General features: G+C 64.9%; 19 protein-coding genes. 9 read left to right on the top strand and 10 right to left on the bottom strand.

Going from position 1 to position 18961, the window contains the following annotated elements; genetic code table 11:
* Positions 1-75: 75 nt before the first annotated feature.
* Positions 76-1017: a zf-HC2 domain-containing protein gene (locus F4827_RS22275; protein ID WP_183727123.1), complete on the bottom strand. Its 942-nt coding sequence runs from the start codon at positions 1015-1017 to the stop codon at positions 76-78.
* Positions 1007-1855: an RNA polymerase sigma factor gene (locus tag F4827_RS22270; protein WP_409258841.1), complete on the bottom strand. Its 849-nt coding sequence runs from the start codon at positions 1853-1855 to the stop codon at positions 1007-1009. Before F4827_RS22270 ends, F4827_RS22275 begins: the two co-directional genes overlap by 11 nt.
* 312 nt (positions 1856-2167) lie before the next feature.
* On the opposite strand from F4827_RS22270, the gene F4827_RS22265 reads away from it, so the two are divergent.
* Together F4827_RS22265 and F4827_RS22260 are read left to right on the top strand one after the other, a co-directional pair.
* A complete protein-coding gene (locus tag F4827_RS22265) occupies positions 2168-3085 on the top strand; it encodes a metallophosphoesterase (RefSeq protein WP_183727122.1) in 918 nt (305 codons plus the stop codon).
* 73 nt (positions 3086-3158) lie between these two features.
* A complete protein-coding gene (locus F4827_RS22260) occupies positions 3159-3545 on the top strand; it encodes a cupredoxin domain-containing protein (RefSeq protein ID WP_183727121.1) in 387 nt (128 codons plus the stop codon).
* A 10-nt stretch (positions 3546-3555) separates the two neighbouring features.
* Here F4827_RS22260 and F4827_RS22255 read toward each other — a convergent pair whose 3' ends face one another.
* Positions 3556-4467, bottom strand: a complete 912-nt coding sequence (locus tag F4827_RS22255) for a substrate binding domain-containing protein (RefSeq protein WP_183727120.1) — start codon at positions 4465-4467, stop codon at positions 3556-3558.
* 204 nt (positions 4468-4671) lie between these two features.
* On the opposite strand from F4827_RS22255, the gene gcl reads away from it, so the two are divergent.
* From gcl to F4827_RS22240, 3 genes are all read left to right on the top strand, one after another.
* Positions 4672-6447, top strand: coding sequence for a glyoxylate carboligase (gcl, locus tag F4827_RS22250; RefSeq protein WP_183727119.1), 1776 nt, complete (start codon positions 4672-4674; stop codon positions 6445-6447).
* A gap of 92 nt (positions 6448-6539) precedes the next feature.
* Entirely contained in the window at positions 6540-7337 is a 798-nt protein-coding gene (gene hyi / locus F4827_RS22245) for a hydroxypyruvate isomerase (RefSeq protein ID WP_183727118.1), read from the top strand.
* 32 nt (positions 7338-7369) lie between these two features.
* A complete protein-coding gene (locus tag F4827_RS22240) occupies positions 7370-8308 on the top strand; it encodes a 2-hydroxy-3-oxopropionate reductase (RefSeq protein WP_260175374.1) in 939 nt (312 codons plus the stop codon).
* 363 nt (positions 8309-8671) lie between these two features.
* Here F4827_RS22240 and F4827_RS22235 read toward each other — a convergent pair whose 3' ends face one another.
* From F4827_RS22235 to F4827_RS22210, 6 genes are all read right to left on the bottom strand, one after another.
* A complete protein-coding gene (locus F4827_RS22235) occupies positions 8672-9691 on the bottom strand; it encodes an asparaginase (RefSeq protein ID WP_183727115.1) in 1020 nt (339 codons plus the stop codon).
* Positions 9692-9841: 150 nt separating this feature from the next.
* Positions 9842-10768, bottom strand: coding sequence for a CysB family HTH-type transcriptional regulator (locus F4827_RS22230; RefSeq protein WP_183727113.1), 927 nt, complete (start codon positions 10766-10768; stop codon positions 9842-9844).
* A 98-nt stretch (positions 10769-10866) separates the two neighbouring features.
* Positions 10867-11925, bottom strand: a complete 1059-nt coding sequence (locus F4827_RS22225; protein ID WP_183727111.1) for a sulfate/molybdate ABC transporter ATP-binding protein — start codon at positions 11923-11925, stop codon at positions 10867-10869.
* Positions 11926-11927: 2 nt separating this feature from the next.
* Positions 11928-12887, bottom strand: a complete 960-nt coding sequence (cysW, locus tag F4827_RS22220; RefSeq protein WP_183727109.1) for a sulfate ABC transporter permease subunit CysW — start codon at positions 12885-12887, stop codon at positions 11928-11930.
* A complete protein-coding gene (cysT, locus tag F4827_RS22215; protein ID WP_183727107.1) occupies positions 12884-13783 on the bottom strand; it encodes a sulfate ABC transporter permease subunit CysT in 900 nt (299 codons plus the stop codon). Before cysT ends, cysW begins: the two co-directional genes overlap by 4 nt.
* A 128-nt stretch (positions 13784-13911) precedes the next feature.
* On the bottom strand, positions 13912-14955 hold the full coding sequence (locus F4827_RS22210; RefSeq protein ID WP_183727105.1) for a sulfate ABC transporter substrate-binding protein: 1044 nt from the start codon (positions 14953-14955) through the stop codon (positions 13912-13914).
* A gap of 312 nt (positions 14956-15267) precedes the next feature.
* Between F4827_RS22210 and lexA the strand changes: the two genes are divergently transcribed.
* The 3 genes from lexA to F4827_RS22195 all read left to right on the top strand — a co-directional run bounded on the left by lexA (position 15268) and on the right by F4827_RS22195 (position 17173).
* Positions 15268-15918, top strand: coding sequence for a transcriptional repressor LexA (gene lexA, locus F4827_RS22205; RefSeq protein WP_027818325.1), 651 nt, complete (start codon positions 15268-15270; stop codon positions 15916-15918).
* 56 nt (positions 15919-15974) lie between these two features.
* Positions 15975-16346 (top strand): hypothetical protein, encoded by a 372-nt coding sequence (locus F4827_RS22200; RefSeq protein ID WP_183727103.1) that lies wholly within the window; start codon positions 15975-15977, stop codon positions 16344-16346.
* 116 nt (positions 16347-16462) lie between these two features.
* Positions 16463-17173, top strand: coding sequence for a DUF2939 domain-containing protein (locus tag F4827_RS22195; protein WP_183727101.1), 711 nt, complete (start codon positions 16463-16465; stop codon positions 17171-17173).
* Between the two features lie 53 nt (positions 17174-17226).
* Here the strand turns inward: F4827_RS22195 and F4827_RS22190 are convergent, their stop codons facing one another.
* A complete protein-coding gene (locus tag F4827_RS22190; protein WP_183727099.1) occupies positions 17227-17712 on the bottom strand; it encodes a universal stress protein in 486 nt (161 codons plus the stop codon).
* A gap of 340 nt (positions 17713-18052) precedes the next feature.
* Here F4827_RS22190 and nodI point away from each other — a divergent pair, with 340 nt between their 5' ends.
* Complete coding sequence (nodI, locus tag F4827_RS22185; RefSeq protein ID WP_183727097.1) at positions 18053-18961, top strand: nodulation factor ABC transporter ATP-binding protein NodI; 909 nt, start codon at positions 18053-18055, stop codon at positions 18959-18961.

Raw genomic sequence — 18961 nt, 5'->3', positions numbered from 1 at the left:
CGTTTCGGGCGTGTTTTCAAGGACTTGGCGTAGGGACACCGGTGGAATGCGTGACGAGGCACGCGCCAGTGCACGCTAGGGACGCGCTTCCACGCCGGGCGAGCCGTCCGCCAGCCGCGCGTCGAGCGCCGCGCGCAGCCCCACCAGCGCATCCGGCCCCGCATCCGTGACCGCCCACCAGGTCATCCCGGCTGCCTGCCAGCGCAACAGCGTATAGCCGTCGTTCGCACGCGGCGTACTGCCCTGCAGGGCAGTACCGGCCTGGCCGGGCGGAAACACGTACAGATCGATGACGTGTTTGCGGAAATGGTAGATCAGCACCGCGACACGCTCGCGCCCCACATAGTCGAGCCGGCCGCCCACGAGCGCAAAGCCCTGGGCGCTGAAATCCTCGACAGGCGGCGCGTAGTCGATGCGACCGTTGAACCACGGCTTCACCGTATGGCGATCGGTGGAAATCACGTCGATGTCGCGCCCCGAAATCTGCGCGCGGATGTGGCTCGCGACCAGTTCGTCGACAAACGCACCATCGGCGGCGGACGGGCGTAGATGCAATGCGAGCGCAACGCCTAGCGCACCGAGCAGCAGCACGCCGCTGCCCATCCACGCAAGCCCCGATGCGCCTACGCCAGAACCGCCAAAGACAGGCCGCAGCCAGTCACGCCAGCCGCCCTGGCGCGCGGGCTTCGCCCGGTCCGGCGCGCGCGGTTCAGGCACAGCGGGGAATACTTCGGTCGCGTCAGGGGCGACGTCAGGCGATACGGCCGGAGCCGCCGCGGGTGCCGCCGCGGCTTCCCCCACAGCCGGCAACGCCGCCACGATCCGCGCAGCCAGCCCTTGCGGCGCGCGATGATACGGCGCCTCGCGGGTCAGCCGGGAAATCGCCTCGACCTGCGCTACCGCGCGACGGCACGGCACGCAGCCGGCCAGATGTTCACGCATGCGCCATTCATCGGCGGCAGACAATTCCCGATCGACGCTGGCGTCGACCAGCGGGCGCGCTTCGTCACAGTTCATCGGGCGCCTCCGTGTTGTGTGGGCCGACGTGTGGGCCGTCGGGGCACTCCTGCGCACGCGCTTCGTTCACTTCGTGCGCTCCGCCGTCGACGGCCGGCTCCTCGCGGAACCGGCCGTCTGGCCCCCGGCCGGATGGTCTCCAGGCTTTACTGCTACTTCCCCCGACTGCTAAATCGTCATTTTCGTTGCCGCGCCTGCGCTCGCCCCTGCCCGCGCGAGCACCCGCACCATGCCCCTGCGCCGCCAGCATGGCCGCGAGGCGCTTACGGGCGCGCGCGAGCCGTGACATCACGGTGCCCATCGGCACGTCGATCACGGTGGCAATCTCGCGGTACTCCAGTTCTTCCAGTTCGCGCAGCACCAACACTTCGCGATACTCCGCCGGCAGCCGCTGCAGCGCCTCGTGCACATGCCGCGAGGACTCCGCGCGGATCGCCAGCGTTTCCGGATCCACGCCGCTCTCGCCCGTATCCCAGCCTTCGGGCGCGACGTCGTCGCGCAACTCGTCGAACTGAGCCACTTCCTGCGAGCCCGCACGCCGACGCCACTCGTCATACCAGACGCGCCGCACGATCGCGAGCAGCCAGGGGCGCGCCTCGTCGCCGCGAAAGGTGTCGAAGAAGCGAAATGCCCGCAAAAACGCGTCCTGCACGATGTCTTCGGCGTCGCCAGGGTTGCGCGAGAGCCAGCGCGCGAGGTTGTAGGCCGCGTCCAGATGCGGCAGCGCAAGCGCCTGGAAACGGCGGCTGCGCGCCGCGGTCTCCTGCGCGTCGCTCGCCTGCGCATCGCTGGCCGGCCTGCCCACGTTGTCGTGCTGCCCGTTCGCGGTTTCGCCCACCTGGCCCCCTCGTCCGCGCGTGCCGCGTGTCTTGACGCGACCCTGAACAGCGCCGCGCGCTGTCTGCCGTCGCTCTGTCTCACCGCATGCACTACCCGGTTAGCGGCAAGTTTATTCCCGCTGGATGACGGCGAAAACGAAAAATAAATCGGGAATGTCTGCGCACGAAAACCGGTACGACAGACAGGCCAGATCGACGCGCCAATCAGCGACGCATAGCAGAGATGGAAAACCGCGATGCAATCGAATCGAGACCGGCCCATGTCCCCAAACATCGGATCCATGCCCCTTTTTCACAACCAGGAGACCACCATGTCCAACGCAAGCGCATCGCTCAAGCGACGCGATTTTCTCAAGCTGGCCGCGCTCGGCGGCGGGGCCGTGTTTGCGTCCGCGCTGCCTGGCTGGGCGTCGGGCCAGCAGGGTCAGGCAGGCGGTCATGCCGACTTTTTCTTCGTGCAACTCTCCGACGCCCACTGGGGTTTCGAAGGCCCCGCCATCAATCCCGATTCCAAAGGCACGCTGCCCAAGGCCATCGCCGCGGTGAACGCCCTGCCCGTCATGCCCGACTTCGTCATTTTCACGGGCGACCTCACGCACACCACCGACGATCCCGCCGTGCGCCGCACGCGCATGCGCGAATTCCAGCAGATCGTCGGCGGCCTGCGCGTGAAACCGCTCTATCTGATGCCGGGTGAGCACGACGCGAGTCTCGACAGCGGCGAGGCGTATCGCGAACTGTTCGGGCCAACGCACTACACCTTCGATCACCGCGGCGTGCATTTCATCACGCTCGATAACGTCTCCGATCCCGCAGGCCGTATCGGCGACGCGCAACTGGCCTGGCTCGCCGACGACCTGAGCCGCCAGCCCGACGACGCGCGCATCGTCGTTTTCACGCACCGGCCGCTATTCGATCTGGCGCCGCAATGGGACTGGGCCACGCGCGACGGCGCAGCGGCCATTGCGCTCCTGCAGAAGCACGCGAACGTGACCGTGTTCTACGGCCATATCCATCAGGAGAACCACACGATGACGGGCGCGATCGCGCATCACGCCGCGCGCTCGCTGATGTTCGCGTTGCCCGCGCCGATGTCGCAGCCGCAAAGAACCGCAGTGCCGTGGGACGCGTCAGCGCCGTACAAGGGCCTCGGCTGGCGCGACGTCGCCGTCGAAGGCACGCCGCAAGCCTATGCGCTCACGGAAATGCCGATCCGCAACGTGAGCTGAGCGCGAGAACGTCAAGGGGAACATCAAGGACAACGTCAAAGACAACATCAAGGCCACCGACAAGGAGACCACCATGCTGAAGCTGCACTTTCTTCGCGCACGCGAACCCCAACTCGCGCGTCGCCGCTGGCTCGCGCTCGCGGCGGCGAGCGTCGCGATGCTCAGCCGTCTGGACGCCCAGGCCGCCCCGCGCGTCATCAAGGTTCACGCGCGCCGCTTCACCTTCACGCCCGATCACATCGCGCTCGCGCCGCATGAAAGCGTGGTGTTCGAAGTCACCTCGCAGGACACCACGATGGGCTTTTCGATTCCGCAATTCGGCGTGCGCGCCGACGTGCCACCCGGCGCCGTCGTGCGCGTCGCCGCCACCGCTGGCGACGCGGGCAACGTGCCGTTTCTCTGCGATATCTTTTGCGGCTCCGGGCACGAGTCGATGAACGGCGTGATCGTCGTGGGCTAGCGTGCGTGGCTCAGACCACGCCGCTCCAGTAACCGGGCCGCGCGTAGACCTCTTTCAGATAATCGATGAAATAGCGCACCTTGGCCGGCACATAGCGCTGCTGCGGGTAGACGGCAAGAATGTCGTAATCGGGCAGCGCGTACTCGTCGAGCACGGTCTCCAGTTCGCCGCGCGCGAGTTGCGCATCGATCTCCCACGTCGAGCGCCAGCCCAGTCCGAGGCTTTCCGTCACCCAGCGATGCAGCAGTTCGCCGTCGTTGCAGTCGAGATTGCCGCCCACACGCACCGTTGCGAGCTTGCCGTTGCGGCGGAAATACCAGCCACGGTTCTGCCCGCCTTGCAGATTGAAGGCGAGGCAATTGTGGCTGGGCAGATCTTCGAGCGTCTTCGGCCTGCCGTGCTTGCGGAAATACTCGGGCGTGCCGCACACCACGCGCCGGTTGGTGGCCAGTTTCACGGCCACGAAATTCGGATCGACCGCCCCGCCGATGCGGATCGACAGGTCATAGCCCTCGCGCACCAGATCGACCACCCGGTCGGTGAGGTTGAAGGACACCTGTAGCTCGGGTTTATCGGCAAGGAATTCGGGCGCGAGCGGCGCGACGTGCTTGCGCCCGAACGCCGCGGGCGCGGACACGATCAGATGCCCGTTCACCACGCGCCGCCCGGCGGACAGTTCGTTTTCCGCCTGTTCCCACTCCGCCAGCAGGCCGCGGCAGCGTTCTAGAAACGCCCCGCCTTCCTCGCTCACCACCAGCCGCCGCGTCGAGCGGTACATGAGCTTCACGCCCAGGCGCTTTTCCAGCGCGTCGATGCGCCGCCCGAGAATCACGGGCGAGACGCCCTCTTCGAGCGCCGCCGCCGCGAGGCTGCCCGCCTCCGCGACGCGCACGAAGGTCTCGATCTGTTTGAACCGGTCCATGCCTTGTCTCCACGCCGTATCGCCGCGCTGCCTGGAAGCCCCGCCAAACGGCGATTCCATACTTTTTGTTTCGAAATAAACGACCTGGACTGATCTTATCAAACCTTTCGTGCAGCCCTACAGTGGGTCCCAAGCGCTGTATCCCCTGCGCGCTTTTTTTCCAGCGCGCCATTCAGGTTTTTTGCGACATTCAGGAGACATTCCATGGCCAAAATGAGAGCCGTCGACGCCGCCGTGCTGGTGCTCGAAAAAGAAGGCATCGATACCGCCTTCGGCGTGCCGGGCGCCGCCATCAATCCGTTCTACTCGGCGCTCAAGAAGGCCGGCAGCATCACCCATGTGCTCGCACGCCACGTCGAAGGCGCGTCGCACATGGCCGAAGGCTATACGCGTGCACAGCCGGGCAACATCGGCGTGTGTATCGGCACCTCGGGCCCGGCGGGCACCGACATGATCACGGGCCTCTACTCGGCCCAGGCGGATTCGATTCCTATCCTCGCGATCACGGGCCAGGCGCCGCGCGCGCGTCTGTACAAGGAAGACTTCCAGGCCGTCGATATCGAATCGATCGCCAAGCCGGTCACCAAGTGGGCCGTCACGGTGCGCGAGCCGGCACTGGTGCCGCGCGTGTTCCAGCAGGCGTTTCACCTGATGCGCTCGGGCCGTCCGGGCCCGGTGCTGGTCGACATGCCGATCGACGTGCAGCTCGCCGAAATCGAATTCGATATCGACACCTACGAGCCCCTGCCGGTCTACAAGCCGCGCGCCACGCGCAAGCAGATCGAAGCCGCGCTCGCATTGCTCAACGCCAGCGACAAGCCGCTGATCGTCTCGGGCGGCGGCGTGCTCAACGCCGCCGCTGAAGACCTGCTGGTGCAGTTCGCCGAAACCGTGGGCGTGCCGGTGATCCCGACGCTGATGTCGTGGGGCGCCATCGCCGACGACCATCCGCTGATGGCCGGCATGGTCGGTCTGCAGACCTCGCACCGCTACGGCAACGCCACGATGCTCGCTTCGGACTTCGTGCTCGGCATCGGCAACCGTTGGGCCAATCGCCACACGGGCAGCGTCGAGGTCTACACGAAGGGCCGCAAGTTCGTGCACGTCGATATCGAACCGACGCAGATCGGCCGCGTGTTCGGCCCGGATCTGGGCATCGTGTCGGACGCGAAAGCCGCGCTCGAACTGTTCGTCGAAGTGGCGCAGGAATGGAAGGCCGCTGGCAAGCTCAAGGACCGTAGCGCATGGGTGGCGGACTGCCAGCAGCGCAAGGCCACGATGCATCGCAAGACGCACTTCGACAATGCGCCGATCAAGCCGCAGCGCGTCTACGAAGAAATGAACAAGGCGTTCGGCCGCGACACCTGCTACGTCAGCACGATCGGTCTGTCGCAGATTGCCGGCGCGCAGTTCCTGCACGTCTACAAGGCGCGCAACTGGATCAACTGCGGCCAGGCAGGCCCGCTCGGCTGGACGATTCCGGCGGCGCTCGGTGTGCGCGCAGCCGATCCGGCGCGCCCCATCGTGGCGCTGTCGGGCGACTACGACTTCCAGTTCATGATCGAAGAGCTGGCCGTGGGCGCGCAATTCAAGCTGCCTTATGTGCATGTGCTGGTGAATAACTCGTATCTGGGCCTGATCCGCCAGGCGCAGCGCCAGTTCGACATGGACTTCTGCGTCCAGCTCGCGTTCGAGAACATCAACGCGCCGGAATTGAACGGCTACGGCGTCGATCACAAGACCGTGGTCGAAGGTCTGGGCTGCAAGGCGCTGCGCGTATTCAAGCCGGAAGAGATCGCTCCGGCGCTCAAGCAGGCGCAGGCGATGGCCCTCGAACACAGCGTGCCGGTGGTGGTGGAAGTGATCCTCGAACGCGTCACGAACATCTCGATGGGCACGGAAATCGACGCCATCAACGAGTTCGAGGAACTGGCCGGGAAGCCCGAGCACGCACCCACGGCAATCAGCCTGCAGTCCTGAGCACCGACGCAACTGAACACCCCGCTTTTCGCGCCCAGCCCTGACGCGCGAAAGGCGGTCCCCTCCCACTCCAGCCCCGCGAGAGACATCTCATGCCGAAATTCGCTGCGAATCTCACCATGCTGTTCAACGAAGTGCCGTTCCTCGACCGCTTTGCCGCGGCTGCCGAGGCGGGCTTCGAAGCCGTCGAATTCCTGTTCCCCTACCCGTTCAAGGCCGCCGAGCTGGCCGAGCGTCTGGAAGCGAACAAGCTCAAACTCGTGCTGCACAACCTGCCCGCCGGCAACTGGGAAGGCGGCGAGCGCGGCATCGCCTGTCTGCCGGAGCGCCGTGGCGAGTTCCAGGAAGGCGTGGGCCGCGCGATCGAATACGCCAAGGCGCTCAAGGTGCCGCAGTTGAACTGCCTCGTCGGCATTCCGACGGCGGGCGTGAGCCGCGAAACGGCGCTCGCCACCATCGTCGACAACCTGCGTTACGCGGCGGGCGAACTCAAGCGCGAAGGCATCCGTCTGCTGGTCGAGCCGTGCAACTCATACGACATCCCGGGCTTCGCGCTGAACCGTTCGGCAGAAGGCCTCGACATCATCGAAAAGGTGGGTTCGGACAATCTGTTCCTGCAATACGACATCTATCACATGCAGCGCATGGAAGGCGAACTGGCCGCGACCATCAAGAAGCAGTTCGCGAAGATCGCCCACATCCAGCTCGCCGATAACCCCGGGCGCAACGAGCCGGGCACGGGCGAGATCAACTACCCGTTCCTGTTCGATCTGCTCGATTCGCTGGGCTACGCGGGCTATGTCGGCTGTGAATACAAGCCGAAGACGAATACCGTCGATGGCCTCGGCTGGCTGCGCGGCGCGCAGCAACGCGCGGCGGAACTGGCCTGACAGCGGGCATCACGCGCATTCGCGGATCACACCTGAATTCGACTCACACGGAGACACACAAGATGGCAAAGATTGGTTTTATCGGCCTGGGCATCATGGGCGCGCACATGGCGCGCAACCTGCAAAAGGGCGGCCACTCGCTGGTCGTAAACGGCAAGTTCCCGGTGCCGGACGATCTGCGCGCGAGCACCACCGTGGTCGCCGATTCGACCGCTGTTGCGCAGGCTTCGGAAATCATCGTCCTGATGGTGCCGGACACCCCGGACGTGCAGAACGTGCTGTTCGCCGATGACGGCGTCGCCAAGGGTCTGTCGGCCGGCAAGCTCGTGATCGACATGAGCTCGATCTCGCCGCTGGAAACGCAGCAGTTCGCGAAGCAGATCAACGCGCTGGGCTGCGATTACCTCGACGCGCCGGTGTCGGGCGGCGAAGTGGGCGCACGCGAAGCGACGCTTTCGATCATGGTCGGCGGCCCGCAGAAGGCTTTCGATCTGGCCAAGCCGCTGTTCGATCTGATGGGCAAGAACATCTCGCTGGTTGGCGACAACGGCGCGGGGCAGACCACCAAGGTCGCGAACCAGATCATCGTCGCGCTGAACATCGAAGCCGTTGCCGAAGCGCTGCTGTTCGCGGCTCGCTCGGGCGCGGATCCGGAGCGCGTGCGCAAGGCTTTGATGGGCGGTTTCGCGTCGTCGCGCATTCTCGAAGTGCACGGCGAGCGTATGACCAAGCGTACGTTCAATCCGGGCTTCCGGATCGAGCTGCACCAGAAGGATCTGAACCTGGCGCTCGACGGCGCACGCAAGCTTGGCATTGCCCTGCCCCATACGGCGAGCGCACAGCAACTGTTCAGCGTGTGCGCAGCCAACGGCGGCAAGGCATGGGACCACTCGGCGATGATTCGCGCGCTGGAAATCATGGCGGATTTCGAAATCGCTGAAGGCGCTGAATCGAAGGCAAAAGCTGCTTGAGTACCTGACGCGGTAGAAGTCGGAGCGATGCGCGCGTGGGCCCGTGCGCATCGCCTCTCTCAATTTTTTCAACAGGCCACACACAGAATTCAGGCTGGCGCGGCATCAGGCAAGCGACAGCCGCAGGTGGGGCGCTTCGTGGCGGCGGCAACCGCTGCGGGGCAAATCGGGGCCGCTCTGGGCTGAGAGCGGCCAGTGGGGTCCGAAAGCGGCACCCGGCGACGACGGGGAAGCCTTGGTCGGTCAGACGTCGTCACCGGGTGTCCGCGTACGGATTGCGACACCCTTTCAAATCGAAGACAGCAAAAAACAAGGGCCTTGCGGATCGCTCCGTAAGGCCCTTTGTGTTTTGGTGCACCTGGATCAGTACGTATCGAACACGCGTTGCAGTTCAGCTTTTTCGCTCGTGCCGGTCGCGAGCGCCAGCATTAGCAGCACGCGCGCCTTGAACGGGCTGAGCGTGCCCGCCGAAACGAAACCGAGCGCATCGTCCTTGGCCGCGCCGTTATGCATCACGTGGCCCGAGCCCACGCGCGATGCACGCACCACGGGGATCCCCTTCGCCACCGCATCCGAGAGCGCCTGCTGCAGCGTCGCGTGGATCGAGCCATTGCCCGTGCCCGCCACCACGATCCCGCGCACGCCCGCGCTCACCAGCGCATCGACTGCGAGGCGCGAAACGCCCGCGTAACTCGTGACGATTTCCACCTGCGGCCACTGGATAGCGGCACCGAAAGGCGTATCGACCGTATGCGGGCGCAGCGCGCGTCGCTGGAACTCCACACGGCCATCCTGCACCCAGCCCAGCGCGCCGATCTCGGGCGACTGGAACGCATCGACGGCATAGGTGCTGATCTTGGCCACGTCGCGCGCGCAGTGGATGCGGTTGTTGAACGCCACCAGCACGCCCTGCCCGCCCGCCTGGCCGCTCGCCGCGAGCGTCACCGCGTTGAGCAGATTGAGCGGGCCATCCGCCGACAGCGCCGAGGCCGGGCGCATCGCCGCCGTCAGGATCACGGGCTTCGCGCTCTTGACCGTGAGGTGCAGCACGTAGGCGGTCTCTTCGAGCGTATCGGTGCCGTGGGTGATGACGACGCCGTCGATATCGTCGCTCGCGAGCAGCTCGTTTACGCGCTGCGCCAGCGTGCTCCAGAGCGCGAACGACATGTCCTTGCTGTCGACGCTGGCGACCTGCTCGGCGTGAATCTGCGCGACCGAATCGAGGCCGGGCACGGCCGCCAGCAGTTGCGCCACGCCGATCACGCCGGCCTGGTAGCCGGCGGTATTGGCTGCGTCGGGCGCGGAGCCCGCGATGGTGCCGCCAGTGGCGAGCACGGCGATGCGCGGCAGCGCCGCGGCTTGGGGAGTAGCGGAAGTAGTCATGGCCGCGATTTTAAGCGATCCGAAGCGCGCCGCGATCTGGCGGAAAACCCCGCTGGCGTGCATTGGCGCGAACGCCCGTGCAGAAAACGTCGATAAAACGAAAACGGCGGCACGAAATCGCGCCGCCGCTTCACCATCACATCAAAAGCCTCAAACCGATTCGCGCAACTGGCTGGCGATCTGCTGTTCGCTGAGCTGCGGCGCGAACATTTCGATCAGGCGGTAGGCATACTGGCGCAGGAAAGCGCCCTTGCGCAGACCCACGCGCGTGGTGCTGGCCTCGAACAGATGTTGCGTATCCAGCGCCACCAGCTCGCTATCGCGCTTCGGATCGTAGGCCATTGCGGCCACCACGCCGATCCCCATGCCAAGCTCGACATAGGTCTTGATCACGTCCGCGTCGATGGCGGTCAGCACGACGTCGGGCACCGTGCCCGCCTTCGCGAACGCCTGGTCGATATGCGAGCGGCCCGTGAAGTCCTGGTCATAGGTGATGATCGGATATTCCGAGATCTCTTCGAGCGTGAGGTTTTCGCGGCCCACCAGCGGATGCGCCTTCGGCACGACGACCGTGTGATGCCACGTATAGCACGGGAACGTCACGATATCCGGGAAGCGGTCGAGCGCTTCGGTCGAGATGCCGATGTCGGCCTCGCCGTTGATGATCATCTGCGCGATCTGTTGCGGGTTGCCCTGGCGCAGCGCCAGATGCACCTTCGGGAACACTTCGCGGAACTGGTGCACGACCTTGGGCAGCGCGTAGCGCGCCTGGGTGTGGGTGGTCGCCACCACGAGGTGGCCGCTGTCCTGATCGGCGAACTGGCGCGCCACGCGGCGCAGGTTCTCCGCGTCGAGCAGCATGCGCTCGATCAGCTGGTGCACCGCCTTGCCCGGCTCCGTGAGACCCGTCAGGCGCTTGCCGCGGCGAATGAAGATATCGACGCCCAGCTCGTCCTCCAGATCCTTGATCTGCTTCGAGACACCCGACTGCGACGTGTACAGCACGTTCGCCACTTCGGTCAGGTTCATGTTCTGCCGCACGGCTTCGCGTACGAAACGCAACTGCTGAAAATTCATGTTCTTCTCTCCGGAACTGCCGATCTAGTCGTTATTGTTTGATCAATGCGGTTTATTCAATGCGGTTCAATCAATGCGATTGGGTCAGCGCAATGTGTTCACTGCGCCGGAAACACGCGCAGCCCGCGCGGCACCGCCGTCACGCCGTCGCCAACGTTGAGGTTGAGCGAGCGCCACGCTTCGCGGTCGAGCTGCGCCTCCAGCGCGCCGCCCGTGCGGCTTTCCAGCTCCACGCGCACCGAACCGCCCAGCGTCACCACGCGGCGCACATCGACGACGATGCCATCGCGATGATCGGCTGCGTCGCGATGCAGCACGATATCGTGCGGACGCACATAGGCGAGCGCCGGGCCTTCGAAGGCGGCCTCTACCGCAATCGCCTGCGCCGCACCCTCGGCAACGAAACCGCCCGCCGCCACCTTGCCGCGCAGACGGTTCGCCGCGCCGAGAAACTCGTAGACGAACGACGTCTGGGGATGATCGTACACGTCCTGCGGGCTGCCGATCTGTTCCACATGACCATGATTCATCACTACGATGCGGTCGGCCACTTCCAGCGCCTCTTCCTGATCGTGCGTGACGAAGATCGTCGAGATATGCAGATCGTCGTGCAGACGGCGCAGCCAGCCGCGCAACTCCTTGCGCACCTTGGCGTCGAGCGCGCCGAACGGCTCGTCGAGCAGCAGCACCTTCGGCTCCACCGCCAGCGCGCGGGCCAGCGCGATACGCTGGCGCTGACCGCCCGAGAGTTCGGACGGATAGCGCTGCGCGAGCCAGTCGAGTTGCACGAGCTTGAGCAGTTCATGCACCTTTTCGCGGATCTGCGCTTCGGACGGACGCTCGCCGCGCGGCTTCACGCGCAGGCCGAACGCCACGTTCTCGAACACCGTCATATGGCGAAACAACGCGTAATGCTGGAACACGAAGCCCACCTGGCGCTCGCGCGCACCGGCGGCGCCCACGTCCTGGCCCTGCAGCACGACCTGCCCCGAATCGGCGTATTCGAGACCGGCGATCACGCGCAGCAGCGTGGTCTTGCCACAACCCGAAGGCCCGAGCAGCGCGACGAGTTCGCCCTGCGGAAAGTCGAGCGAGACGTTGTCGAGGGCGGTGAAGTCGCCAAAGCGCTTCTGCAAATTGCTGACGGTGATGCCCATGATTACAGCTCTCCAGGTTGAAGCGATTGTTTCGCCTGTCTCGATTGATGCGTCGGCTGCGCGGCCTGTGCCGCCGCTTGCGGCACCGGTCCGGCAAAGGCCGGCACGTCGTCGTCGCGCAATGCCGCATTCATATGGCGCTCGGCCAGCAGCTTCAGGGCGAGCGTCACGAGCGCGAGCAGCGCCAGCAGCGAGGCCACCGCAAACGCGGCCGCAAAGTTGTATTCGTTGTAGAGAATCTCGACGTGCAGCGGCATGGTGTCGGTCTGACCGCGGATGTGGCCCGAGACCACCGACACCGCGCCGAATTCGCCCATCGCCCGTGCGTTACAGAGAATCACGCCGTACAGCAGCCCCCAGCGGATATTGGGCAGCGTCACGCGGCGGAACATCTGCCAGCCCGAAGCGCCGAGCACGTGCGCGGCCTCTTCCTCGTCATTGCCTTGCGCCTGCATCAGCGGAATCAGCTCGCGCGCCACGAACGGGAACGTCACGAAGATCGTCGCCAGCACGATGCCGGGCACCGCGAAAATGATCTGCACGTTATGGTCTTCGAGCCACGGCCCGAGCCAGCCCTGCGCGCCGAACATCAGCACGTAGATCAGACCCGAAATCACCGGCGAGACCGAAAACGGCAGGTCGATCAGCGTGGTGAGCAGCGCCTTGCCGCGGAAATCGAATTTGGCGATCGCCCACGAGGCGGCGAGGCCAAATGCGCAGTTCAGCGGCACGGCGATCGCCGCCGTGATCAGCGTGAGCTTGATGGCGGCCAGCGCATCGGGATCGGCAAGCGATTCGAAATAGAAGCCGATGCCCTTCGAGAGCGCCTGCCAGAACACCGCAACGAGGGGCACCACCAGAAACAGCGAAAGAAACACCAGCGCGATGCCGGTCAGCAGCCAGCGCACCCACGGCGCTTCGGTGACGGGATCGGGACGCGTTTTGCGGATCGTCTTGCTCATTGCGCGGCTCCCGTGGCGGTCGTGGCTGCCGTCGCGTTCCCCGGCGCGGCGTTCGATGCGCCGCGGCTCGTACGCCGCTGCAGATACCACTGCAAGGTGTTGATGAACAGCAGCATCAGGAAGGACACGCACAGCATCACGACGGCCAGCGCCGTCGCGCCCGCGTAATCGTATTGTTCGAGCTTGGTGATGATGAGGAGCGAGGTGATTTCCGACTTCATCGGCACGTTGCCGGCGATGAAGATCACCGAGCCGTACTCGCCCAGCGCGCGCGCAAATGACAGCGCAAAACCCGTCAGCAGCGCGGGCAGCGCGGCGGGCAGCACGACGCGGCGAAACGTCAACCAGCGCGACGCGCCCAGGCACGCGGCGGCCTCTTCCTGCTCGCGCTCGAACTCTTCGAGCACGGGCTGCACCGTGCGCACCACGAAGGGCAAGCCGATAAAGGTGAGCGCCACCAGCACGCCCAGCGGCGTAAACGCGATCTTCAGCCCGAGCGGCTGAAGAAACTGACCGATCCAGCCATTGCCCGCGTAGACGGCCGCCAGCGAAATGCCCGCCACGGACGTCGGCAGCGCGAACGGCAGGTCGACGAGCGCGTCGATCACGCGCTTGAACGGGAACGTGTAGCGCACCAGCACCCACGCGAGCAGGAAGCCGAACACCGCGTTGATCAGCGCCCCGCCGAGCGCCGAGAAAAACGTCAGGCGGTACGACGCGATCACGCGCGGCGACCACACGGCGCGTACGAATTGCGCCCAGTCGAGCGTGGCGGTCTTGAGAAAGGTCGCCGCAAGCGGGATCAGCACCACGAGGCTCAGGTAAGCCACCGTGATGCCGAGCGTCACGCCGAACCCGGGCAAGGCGCCTGGCTTCTGTAGTCGGAACGTCGTCATGCTCTATCTCTTCACATGGGTTGCGCAGGCGGATCGAGGGTGGAGGTCCAGGGTCTCACTGCGCCGAAAAGCGCGCCTCATGGGGCGCGCCTTGTTTTATGCTGCTTTCAGTGCTTCCTGATGCGGCCTTATTGCGGCTGATAGATCGAATCGAACACGCCGCCATCGGCAAAGTGCGTCTTCTGTGCGTTGGTCCAGCCGCCGAAGGTGTCGTCAACCGTGTAGAGCTTGATCTTCGGGAACTTCGACGTAAGCGCTGCCGGCACCTTGTCCGAACGCGGACGGTAGAAGTTCTTCGCGGCGATCTCCTGACCTTCCTCGCTATAGAGGAACTGCAGATACGCCTCGGCCACCTTGCGCGTGCCCTTCTTCTCGACCACCTTGTCGACCACCGCCACCGGCGGCTCAGCCAGGATGCTCACCGACGGCACCACGATCTCGAACTTCTCCGGCCCGAACTCCTTGAGCGACAGGAAGGCTTCGTTTTCCCAGGCGATCAGCACATCGCCGATACCGCGCTGCACGAAGCTGGTGGTCGCGCCACGCGCGCCCGAATCCAGCACGCCGGCATTCTTGTAGAGCTTCGAGACGAACTCTTTGGCCTTCTCGTCGTTGCCGCCCGGCTGGTGTTCGGCATAGGCCCAGGCGGCGAGATAGTTCCAGCGCGCGCCGCCCGAGGTCTTCGGATTGGGCGTAACGATCGACACGCCCGGCTTGATCAGGTCGTCCCAGTCCTTGATGTGCTTCGGATTGCCCTTGCGCACCAGAAACACGATGGTCGAGGTGTACGGCGAGGCGTTATCGGGCAGACGCTTTTGCCAGTCCTTGGCGACGATGCCCTTGTTGGCGAGCGCGTCGATGTCCCAGGCGAGCGCCAGCGTCACCACATCGGCCTGCAGGCCGTCGAGCACCGAGCGCGCCTGTGCGCCCGAGCCGCCATGCGACTGCTTGATCGTAAGCGTTTCGCCCGTCTTTGCCTTCCACTGCTTGATGAAGGCGTCGTTGACGTCCTGGTACAACTCACGCGTCGGATCGTAGGAGACGTTGAGCAGCGAGGTATCCGCATGCGCGGCCGGCGCCATCGCGGCCATGCCCAGCAGCGGCGCTGCGCCGATGACCAGTTTTGCCGCAAGAGTCTTGAACCATGCGCGCCCCGTAGTGCCTTGTTTCATCCCGCTTTCTCCGTTCGTCGTGCGTTTTGATGTGCGTTTGATGTCCGTTTCGTCGCGCGTTTTGTCTGAAGCAGCGATCGATGAGGGCCAGTCTAGCGATTGGCTTACATTATTAAAAATGATGTTTTCTCATTTTTTAATACGCAAAAGTGGTAAAGGCGGACAAACCGGCTGTTGCAGCATTTTTTCGTCCGTCAGACCATCGCAAAACGGCGCTGCGGCGGCACCCAAACGTCAAACTTCAAGTAACACTTGAAAAGCGGCGAGTACTGTATAAAAATACAGCTACCTGTTCAAACATACAGTGTCGCCATGACCAAACTCACCGCACGACAGCAGCAGGTTTTCGATCTGGTTCGCCGCGCGATCGAGCGCACGGGTTTTCCGCCCACGCGCGCAGAGATCGCCGCCGAACTGGGCTTCAGCTCGGCCAACTCCGCAGAAGAACACCTGCGCGCCCTGGCGCGCAAGGGCGTGATCGAACTGGCTGCGGGCGCCTCGCGCGGCATCCGCCTGATGCCGGGCCCGGATGACCTGCCGCATCAGTTCACGCTGCCGCACGCCAGCATCATGCAGCTCTCGCTGCCGCTCGTTGGCCGCGTTGCCGCGGGTAGCCCGATCCTCGCGCAAGAGCACATTTCGCAAAACTACGCATGTGACCCGGCGCTGTTCTCAAGTCGCCCGGATTACCTACTGAAGGTGCGCGGCCTGTCCATGCGCGACGCCGGCATCCTGGATGGCGACCTGCTCGCCGTGCAGAAAAAGGCCGAAGCCAAGGACGGCCAGATCATCGTCGCGCGTCTGGGCGACGACGTCACCGTGAAGCGCCTCAAGCGCCAGCCCAACGGTATCGAGTTGATCGCCGAGAACCCCGACTACGACAACATCTTCGTCGCGGCCGGCAGCGCTGAATTCGCGCTTGAAGGTATTGCCGTCGGTCTGATCCGTCCCACCGAATTCTGATAATTCCGACCGCGCCCTGTCAGCGCCTGGTCCGCGCATCTTCTGGAGAGTTAGCCATGGAACGCCTTGCCCGCCTGTTGCCCTTCCGTCAATTCGGTCGTCTGCGCCATCTGCGCGGGATCGCGTCGTGCGCGGTGCGCGAAGCGCGCGCTTCGGCGGCGGCGCTCAATGGCTCGCTCTTCGAAGACAGCATCGACCTGGTGCATACGACGGAGCTGCCGCCGCTGCCTTCGGCGCAGCCCGCGTTCGCACGCGTCTCGCTCAACAGCACGCTCCATACGGAACAGCCGGATCGCCGCGCGCCGGTGCGCGTCTACCACGGCCCGTCGCGTCTCATCATGGTTGGCACGATGGACGCGGTGTGCCGCGCCATCGACCGCTGCATCGCCGAGCAAACCGGCGATATGCCGGTCGCGCTGGCGAAGTAACACGATCGAAGTAACAAGGTATTTCGTGGGGAAATTTTTCGGCGCGCGGGCGGTCAACATGCTGATTGAACCTTTGACCCGCTTTTTGCCCTGCTAACGCGGGACCGCCCTGCTCAATGACTGATACGACTACGTCCTCACGCCCCTCGTCGAACTGGAAGAAACCTGTCGCCATCGCGGTGGCGGCCATTGTCGTGGTGACGGCGCTTGGGTTTAGCTACGCTTCGCCGTACCTCGCGCTCAATCGCCTCAAGCAGGCCGCAGACGCACGCGACGCCGTGACCTTGAGCGAATACGTCGATTACCCGGCGCTGCGGGTGAGCCTCAAACAGCAGGTTGGCGAAATGCTGCAACGGCGCATCCAGGCGCAGCACAGCAGCAATCCGCTTCTGATGCTCGGCGCGGTGATTGGCGCGGCGCTGATCGGGCCGCTGGTCGATGCGTACGCAACCCCCGAAGGCGTGGCCGCGCTGCTCAACGGCATGCCGCCAACCGGCAAGCCTGGCGAGCGTCCGGCACCGCCGCCTTCGGCTGCACAAGCTTCATCCGCTCCGGCAGGAACGGCGCAGCCGGCACCGCCGCCCGCCCCCGCCAGCGACGCCAGCGACGCCAGCGACGCCAGCGCCGATACCGCTGCGCCGCCAGCGCGTGCGCAGGCGACGGCGGGCTATCGCAGCCTCAACGAATTCGCCGTGACATGGCAACGCAGTGCGAACAGCGAGCGCTATGCGGCCATCCTGCAGCGTCATGGTTTGTTTTCGTGGAAGCTCGCCGCGGTCGAATTGAACCCGGCGGATGCCGGCGACGGCGCGAGCGCGTCAAACTGATTCCGCCACTGACAAGGCGCCCAGCCGTGGCGGCCGGGCGCGCATCGGTACGCTCAGGCTTGCGCTGAGGCGGCAGCCGCCGCCTGCTGCTTTTCTTCAGCCGCCGAAGAACACGCCACCAGAATGCTGCACGACACGCGGTCGAGCAGCGGCGTATTGCCCGCCCCCATCCACCAGCGCGACAGCCCCGTGCGGCATCGATGCCCCACCACCACCAGATCCACATGCAGTTCGGTGGCCAGATTGGCGATCTCATCGATCGGATGGCCGAATGCAAAATGGCCCTGCGCACGCACGCCGCGTTCGGTGAGCCAGTCCACGCCTTCCTGCAGGATCTCGCGCGCGGTTTCCTCGAAGCGCCCGCACGCCACGTCGGTCAGCAAACCGGCGCTCTGCGCGATGGTCGAACGCATGTCCACCACCGACAACAGATGCGTTTCCGCCTGTAGATCCAAAGCCAGATCGGCGCCGCAACGCAGCGCCTTGCGGCCCTCGCGCGAGCCGTCGTAACACAGCAGAATCTTTTTGTAGCTCGCCATGATCTCTTCTCCCCGCCCGCACGAAACGCAGGTCGTACAGGCATGATGGTGCGCCGCAATTACGCACGCAAGGGCTGGAAAACGCCAGGTAAGCGCCAGGTTCGCACCAAGTTCGCGCCCGCCAGCCATGCACCGTTTTAGCGCCTCGAAAGTCCCGCGGCAAGGGCTTTGCGGCAATTCGGCATGATTGTCGCGACAGCCATTGACCGAGCATCGTCAGCGTGTAAGGCTCGCCGGCGCCTCCCACCGGCCGCGTGACGATGCTCTAGAATAGGCCGCCTTACCTTGTGCGCCGCGCACATGATCAAATCCCGACAATAAAACCGGAAAACGGTACGACATGCCCGCCATCGAATTCGAGCAGGTGATCAAACATTATGGAGACAGGACGGTCGTCAACGGCTTGTCTTTCGAGGTCGTCCCCGGCGAGTGCTTCGGGCTGCTGGGCCCCAACGGCGCGGGCAAGACCACCACGCTGCGCATGCTGCTTGGCATCGTTTCTCCGGACGCCGGCCGCATCAGCCTGTGCGGCGAACCCGTGCCGGCCCGCGCGCGCCATGCGAGAGCACGCGTGGGCGTGGTGCCGCAGTTCGACAATCTCGACCCCGACTTCACGGTGCGCGAAAACCTGCTGGTTTTCGGCCGCTATTTCGGACTCTCCGCAAGTGAAACCCAGGCGCTCGTCGCGCCGCTGCTCGAATTCGCGCGCCTCGAAAGCAAGGCCGATGCACGCGTGGGCGAACTCTCCGGCGGCATGCGACGCCGTCTCACGCTCGCCCGCGCGCTCGTCAACGATCCCGATGTGCTGGTGATGGACGAACCCACCACTGGGCTCGACCCGCAGGCGCGCCATCTGATCTGGGAGCGGCTGCGCTCGCTGCTCGCGCGCGGCAAGACCATTCTGCTCACCACGCATTTCATGGAAGAAGCCGAGCGCCTGTGCAACCGCGTCTGCGTGATCGAGGAAGGCCGCAAGATCGCCGAAGGCGCGCCCAAAACGCTGATCGAATCGGAGATCGGCTGCGACGTGATCGAAGTGTACGGCCCGGACCCATCGGCGCTGCGCGACTCGCTTGCGCCGTTTGCCAAGCGCACGGAAATCAGCGGTGAGACGCTGTTCTGCTACGTCGACGATCCCGCGCCCGTGCATGCGCAGCTGCGCCACCGCTCTGACCTGCGCTACCTGCATCGGCCGGCGAATCTCGAAGATGTGTTCCTGCGCCTCACCGGCCGCGAGATGCAGGATTGA

The organism is Paraburkholderia bannensis, assembly GCF_014200455.1.
Taxonomy (GTDB): domain Bacteria; phylum Pseudomonadota; class Gammaproteobacteria; order Burkholderiales; family Burkholderiaceae; genus Paraburkholderia; species Paraburkholderia bannensis_A.
Note: the sequence above shows the minus strand (reverse complement) of the source record. Positions and strands in the feature narration are given on the sequence as shown.